Raw genomic sequence first — 6,691 nt, 5'->3', positions numbered from 1 at the left:
GGGTGGGCTGGGTGCGCTGAGCAAGGTCAAGGATGCGAAAGCCGATCTGGAAACAGCCTTGACCCTGGACCCCAAGGCCCTGCAAGGCTCAGCCTATACCAGTCTGGGGGCTCTCTATGACCGCGTACCGGGCTGGCCCATCGGTTTCGGCGATTCGGACAAGGCCGAACAGTTGCTCAAGCTGGCATTGCAAATGAACCCCAACGGCATCGACAGCCTGTACTTCTGGGGCGATCACCTCTACCGTCAGAAGCGTTATGTTGAAGCCAGGGCAGCGCTGCAAAAAGCCTTGCAGGCTGCGCCTCGACCTGGCCGCGAGAGCGCTGACGCCGGGCGCCGCAAGGAGATCGAGACGCTGTTGGTGGATGTGAACAAGAAACTCGGCTGACAGGAGACCCTGTGCGCTTATTACTCATAGAGGATGACGTGGCGCTCGGCGAGGGTATTCATCAGGCCCTCAGCCGGGAAGGTTATACCGTCGACTGGTTGCAGGACGGCAACAGCGCCTTGCACTCGCTGCGCAGTGAAATCTTCGATCTGGCGGTGCTCGACCTTGGCCTGCCACGCATGGACGGTCTCGAAGTGCTCAGGCGCTTGCGTGACAGCGGTTCCAATCTGCCGGTGTTGATCCTGACCGCGCGCGATGCCACCGAAGACCGTATCGCCGGTCTGGATGCCGGCGCCGATGACTACCTGATCAAGCCTTTCGACCTGGCAGAATTGAAGGCGCGCATACGTGCGTTGCTTCGTCGCAGTGCCGGGCGTGGACAATCGCTGATCGAGCACGCAGGTATCAGCCTGAACCCCGGCACCCAGCAAGTCAGCTACAAAGGCGAGCCAGTGGCCCTGACACCTAAGGAGTACCAGTTGCTCCACGAACTGCTCTCGCCACCGGGTCGGGTAATGACTCGCGATCATTTGATGCAGTTGCTGTACGGCTGGAACGAGGAGGCCGAAAGCAACACCCTGGAAGTGCACATCCATCACCTGCGCAAGAAGTTCTCCACCGATCTGATCCGCACCGTCCGTGGTATCGGCTACTTGGTGGAGGAGCGTCGATGAGCTCTATCCGGCGTCGGACCCTGGTCCTGATCATCGGCCTGATGCTCGCTGGCCTGGCCGTGATCAGTGTGTTGAATCTGCACGACAGCAACCACGAAATCGCCGAAGTCTATGATGCCCATCTGGCCCAGAACGCTCGCCTGCTACAAGGCGTCATGCGTATGCCCATGGTGAGCAAGGAACACGCGGATCTGTACAAGGCTTTCAACCAGGCCCTGAACGAGGCGACGCCCGGGGGCGAGGGGCATCCGTATGAAACGAAAATTGCGTTTCAGGTCTGGAACGCCAGGAACGAAGTGCTGGTACATACGGCCAGTTCTCCGTCCTTCAGCACACCCGCGGTCACACCAGGTTTCAGCGATGTAGTCGACCTGAACAACCGGCATTGGCGTGCCTTCCTGCTTGTAGACAAGGAGAACAACCTGCGCATCTGGGTGGGCGAACGGGACGACGTGCGAATGGACTTGGTGGACCGCATCGTACGCCACACACTGTGGCCCAATATCCTGGGGAGCTTGTTGCTGGCCGCCATGATCTGGCTGGCCATCGGCTGGGGACTCAAGCCACTGGTCAATATGGCTGCAACGCTGCGGGCCCGACATCCCGGTTCACTCGAACCCTTGCAATTGACGCCGCTACCCACTGAGCTTGAGCCCATGCAGGCCGCCCTCAATCGTATGCTCGCGCAAATTCAGGACGTCATGGGGCGCGAGCGACGCTTTATCGCCGACGCCGCCCACGAAATGCGTACACCACTGGCCGTGCTCAGGATCCACGCTGAAAACCTGATGGCGGCGGGGAGTGAAGCGGATCGTCGCGCATCGCTCGAATTCTTGATTGCCGGCGTGGACCGTACCAGCCGACTGGTTAACCAATTGCTGACGATGGCTCGTATAGAACCTACAGCAGGGACTAAAGCGCCTGTGCCTATTGATCTGGCCAGCACCGTTCGCGAAAGCCTGGTTCAGTTGACGCCCTGGCTACTGAGCAAGGGGCTTGAGCTGGTTTTTGATGTCAGGGACGACATCAGTCTTGCCAGAGTCGACCCCGCTGCGATCGATATTGCCTTGAACAACCTGGTGACCAATGCGGCGAATTTCTCTCCCCGGCACGGAGTGATCACCGTCAGGCTCGTAGAAAAGGAAAATAGCTACGAACTGACTGTCGAAGATGAGGGGCCGGGCATCAATGAGCAGGATCGTGAACGGCTTTTCGAGCGTTTCTACAGCAGCGGAAATCATCAGGGTGCAGGGTTGGGGCTGACTATCGTCAAGGCCATTGCCGATCGCTTTGGCGGGCAGATCAAACTGGAGAACCGCAGCCCTGGAGGGTTACGCGCTACGTTGGAAATTCGTCGCTCTTGACGTTGTTCCTGGTGTTGTCTGGCGCAACCGAAAAATCACTTCGGCAAACCCCAGGCGTTGGCTCAGGCAAGGCGTTATGCCGGGCGTCCGTTCAAGCCAGCCGCACCGCCAGGATTTGCTCGATCAGCCACGCCAGCGCCGGCTCATGTTGGCGTTGCGCCAGATACACCAGTTCGAGGTGGAACGAGCCGACGTCGAATGGCAGTTCGAACACCTGTAGCGGTAGCAACTGCGCGAATTGATTGGCCAATTGGGTCGGCAGGACGACGCTCAAGTCGGAATGGGCGACCAGGTGCGCCGCCTGCAGGTAGTTGGGCGTGGTGTAGACGATTTTGCGCGACAGGCCTTGCTTGCCCAGCCATTGGTCGACCATGCCGCGCGACTGGCCGCCACTCACCCAGAGATGGCGCAGCCCCAGAAAGTCATCCAGTGTGAGTGTGTCGTGTGCCAGCGGATGCTGCTTGCGCACGGCCAGCCGCAGGGTTTCGCTGTGCCAGGTCCGGCGGGTGAAACGCGCTGGCACTTCTTCGAAGCGTCCCAGAACCATGTCCAGTTCACCCCGATCCAGCAGCTCGGCAGGAAGACTGGGGGCCAGGTGAGCAACGTCGATACGCAGGTTTGGCGCCAGCTCTCCCAGGCGTGCCAGCAAGGGCGGCATGCACAGCTGTTCGACAAAGTCGGTCAGGGCGATGCGCACCTGTTGCTGGCTCAGGCGTGGGTCGAAGGTTTCCCCGGCATTGAGTGTCTGTTCGATCTGTTGCAAGGCCGCGCGAATCGGCCCCTCAAGCGCCAGCGCCCGGGAGGTGGGTTGCATGTGGCGGCCAACCCGCACCAGCAAGGGGTCGTCGAACAATGAACGCAGGCGGGCGAGGGCATTGCTGACGGTGGGTTGGCTGAGGGCCAGGCGCTCGGCCGCTCGCGACACGTTCTGTTCGCGCAGCAGCATATCGAGGACGCGGAGCAAATTCAGATCGAAGCTTTTTAAATTCAAATTACAAATACCAAGCATATAAAAATGAAATTTCAAAAATAGTAGGCGCCTGCTTAGGGTGGCGGCAATCTTTTCCGCTGCGCCAACCCATGAGGCCGACATGAATTATCAAGCTCCCCTGCGAGACATGCGTTTTGTGCTGCACGAACTGTTCGATGTCAGCGGCCATTGCGCGCGGTTGAACAATGGGCTGGACCGGGAAACCATCGACGGCGTCCTCGAAGAAGCCGCCCGCTTCGCCGCCGAAGTGGTCTCGCCGCTGAACCGCAACAGTGACGAGCAGGGCTGTCAATTGATCGACGGCCACGTCACAACGCCCCAGGGATTTCGCGACGCCTACCGGCAGTACGTTGATAACGGCTGGGCGAGCATGACAGGACCGCTGGAGTTCGCCGGCCAGGGTTTCCCGCAGCTGATTTCGGCCAGCTTCCACGAAATGCTGATGACCGCCTCGTTGTCGTTTCGCATTTATTCCGGCCTCACCGAAGGCGCGGTGCTGGCTCTGCATCGCCATGGCAGCGAGGCGCTCAAACAGGCTTACCTGGAGAAAATGGTCAGCGGTGAATGGTCCGGTACCATGTGCCTCACCGAGCCCCAGGCCGGTACCGACCTTGCCCTGCTGCGAACCCGTGCCCAACCTCAAGCCGACGGCAGCTATCAGGTCAGCGGCAGCAAGATTTTCATCAGTGGTGGCGAGCAGGACCTGACCGCCAACATCGTTCATCTGGTCCTTGCCCGTTTGCCGGATGCACCGGCCGGGGTGAAGGGCATCAGCCTGTTCCTGGTTCCCAAGTTCATTGCCGCTGCCGATGGAACTCCGGGGCCGCGCAATTCGCTGAGCTGTGGCGCACTGGAACACAAGATGGGCATCAAGGGCGCGTCTACCTGCGTGATGAACTTCGACGGCGCACAAGGCTGGTTGATCGGTGAAGCGAATCAGGGGCTGGCCTGTATGTTCACCATGATGAACGATGCACGCTTCCAGGTTGGTTTGCAGGGGCTGGGCATCGCCGAGGCCGCCTTCCAGGGTGGCCTCGCTTATGCCCGTGAGCGCCTGCAATCGCGGGCCATCAGCGGCCCGGTGGCGCCGGACAAGAGCGCCGACCCGATCATCGTGCACCCCGATGTTCGGCGCATGCTGCTGACGCAAAAAACCTTGAGCGAAGGCTGCCGCTTGCTCGCGGCCTACACCGCCCTGCAACTGGATCTGGAACACGGCGACCCACAACCCGAGGCTCGCCAGAAGGCGAGTCGTCGGGCAGCGCTGCTGATTCCGATCGTCAAGGCCTTCTTTACCGACGTCGGCCAGGAAGTCGCCAGCCTGGGCGTTCAGTTGTACGGCGGCCACGGTTACATCCGCGAGTGGGGTATGGAGCAGTTGATGCGTGACAGCCGCATCACTCAGCTATACGAAGGTACCAACGGTATCCAGGCGCTGGATCTGCTGCGGCGCAAGGTGCTGGGCGACGGCGCAACGGAACTGGGCGCCTTGATCGATGAGCTGGCCGTGCATGTCAACGCGGCCGGCTCGCAAGCAGCGCTGAGGCAAATGGCCGAGGCAATGCAGCAGCGTCTCGCCGAGTGGCGTGAACTGGGTACCGAGGTGGTCGAGGCGTGTCGGCGTGATGTGCAGGAAATCGGCGCCATGTCGGTGGACTTCCTGGCGTACAGCGCTTACGTGCTGGTGGGCGGGCTGTGGTTACAGGCGGCTGTGCGTGCCCAAGCGGCACTGGATGCTGGTACCGACGAACCCGGGTTCTATCGGGCCAAGCTGCAAGCGGCGGATTTCTACTGGCGCCGGGTGCTGCCCCGTGCCAGTGGCCACCGCGAAAGCCTGCGGGGCGGAGCCCATTGCCTGATGGCCATGGACGAGGCCGATTTCGCCTTTTGATGGCAGCACAGTGCGGCGGTAACCGAGAGACCCCGGTTACCGCCGCACTGCATGCACCGTCTATGTTCAGGCTTGCGCGGCGCTGACTTTGCCAGTGATCGTGGCGTTTTTGCGGACCGCTTGATACAGCAGGCTGGACACCATGAACCCGACAATGGCCAATACGCTCATCAACGAGAACACGTAGTTGTAGCCCTGCTGACCCGGGAAGTGATCAAGGATGGCGCCATAGATGACGTAGGCGAACATGCCCGGCGCATAGCCGATCAGGCAACCGATTCCGAAGGCTGAACCGGTGATGTGCTGGGGAATGCCGACTTCACCCATGGGTGCCCAGAACACGCCGCGCATGGAAAAGACAATCAGCGCGAAGGAGAGGGTGGCCGCCATGCCTGCGTAGATGAAATCCGGGCTTTTCGGGATGAGCATGATGACACCCATCAGCGGCAACAACGCCAGGAATGCCCACTTCAGATAGCGGCTGGAACTCTTGAACTGTTTGTCGGCAATGAAGCCACCGGCAGGGCCACCCAGGATCTTGAGGAAGTACTGGTTGATGATGCCGTAGGCGCCCACCAGGGCCACGGGCAGCTCGTACATTTCCTTAAGGTAGGGAATGAAATAGGTCAGGCCGCAGTACACGATGTAGACCATGAACACGTTGAGGCTGACCAGCCAGATGCCCGGTACCTTGATGGCCTCGAACAGGTTCGACAACCCGTTCTTCGGCTTGGCGGTCGACTGAGTTTTGCCGCTCTTGAGCAGCAGCCAGGTCAGGGTACCGGCAAGAATGTCGATGACCGAGTAGAACAGGATCGCCGATTTCAGACCGTTTTCACCGGAGCCCATGGCGACGAAGACGCCCAGCGCAGAGAAGGCGACCAGGGTATCGATGACGCCACGCCCGCCTTCGAGCAGGCCGAACAGGCGACCCTGTTCCTTATCGTCGCCAAGGTTGCGGATGGCTTTGAGCAGCGAAGGCCAAAAGAGGCAGTCGGCACACACGGCCAGCAGGCAGAACACCACCAGCAGATTGCTGAAGGGCGGGAAGGTCGCCAGGTAAAGCCCGAGGCCGCCGGTACCGATCAAGCCAAGGGGGATCAGCTTGCGCGTGTCGTACCGGTCGGCAAGCATGCCGCCCACCACGAACAGCGCAGTGGCGATGATGGCGTTGGCGCTCAGCAGCACGCCGATTTCAGTGTGGGACAGCCCCATGAATTCTTGCATGGGGATGTAGAAGGCGTCTTTGAGATTCGCCAGCTTGTAGATGGTGCCGCCACCGAGGATGAGAATCAGGAATCTGAGCCATTTGGCCTTGTCTTGGGATGTCATTATTGTTCTCCAGGCGTTATTGGGTAGGCAGTGCCGGTCGGCACGTCAGGT

General features: G+C 60.4%; 6 protein-coding genes. 4 read left to right on the top strand and 2 right to left on the bottom strand.

Annotated elements, in window-relative coordinates; all coding sequences use genetic code 11:
- The 3 genes from KGB29_RS15450 to KGB29_RS15440 all read left to right on the top strand — a co-directional run.
- The coding region (locus KGB29_RS15450; RefSeq protein WP_223518295.1) for a tetratricopeptide repeat protein at positions 1–388 on the top strand (388 nt) is incomplete at its 5' end.
- Positions 389–399: 11 nt separating this feature from the next.
- Positions 400–1,062, top strand: a complete 663-nt coding sequence (locus KGB29_RS15445) for a response regulator (protein WP_057714885.1) — start codon at positions 400–402, stop codon at positions 1,060–1,062.
- A complete protein-coding gene (locus tag KGB29_RS15440; RefSeq protein WP_150813186.1) occupies positions 1,059–2,426 on the top strand; it encodes an ATP-binding protein in 1,368 nt (455 codons plus the stop codon). Before KGB29_RS15445 ends, KGB29_RS15440 begins: the two co-directional genes overlap by 4 nt.
- Before the next feature lie 91 nt (positions 2,427–2,517).
- Here the strand turns inward: KGB29_RS15440 and KGB29_RS15435 are convergent, their stop codons facing one another.
- Positions 2,518–3,435, bottom strand: a complete 918-nt coding sequence (locus KGB29_RS15435) for a LysR family transcriptional regulator (protein WP_150813185.1) — start codon at positions 3,433–3,435, stop codon at positions 2,518–2,520.
- An 82-nt stretch (positions 3,436–3,517) separates the two neighbouring features.
- Between KGB29_RS15435 and KGB29_RS15430 the strand changes: the two genes are divergently transcribed.
- Positions 3,518–5,308 carry an acyl-CoA dehydrogenase C-terminal domain-containing protein gene (locus KGB29_RS15430; RefSeq protein ID WP_150813184.1) on the top strand — a complete coding sequence of 597 codons (1,791 nt, stop codon included), beginning with the start codon at positions 3,518–3,520 and terminating at the stop codon, positions 5,306–5,308.
- A gap of 66 nt (positions 5,309–5,374) precedes the next feature.
- Here the strand turns inward: KGB29_RS15430 and KGB29_RS15425 are convergent, their stop codons facing one another.
- Positions 5,375–6,640 (bottom strand): MFS transporter, encoded by a 1,266-nt coding sequence (locus KGB29_RS15425; protein ID WP_150813183.1) that lies wholly within the window; start codon positions 6,638–6,640, stop codon positions 5,375–5,377.
- Positions 6,641–6,691 lie beyond the last annotated feature (51 nt).

Origin of the sequence: Pseudomonas sp. BF-B-30 (genome assembly GCF_019956305.1) — a bacterium.
GTDB classification, from domain to species: Bacteria; Pseudomonadota; Gammaproteobacteria; order Pseudomonadales; family Pseudomonadaceae; genus Aquipseudomonas; species Aquipseudomonas jessenii.
The sequence above is the reverse complement of the archived record's forward strand: the minus strand, read 5'-3'. Positions and strand labels throughout refer to the sequence as shown.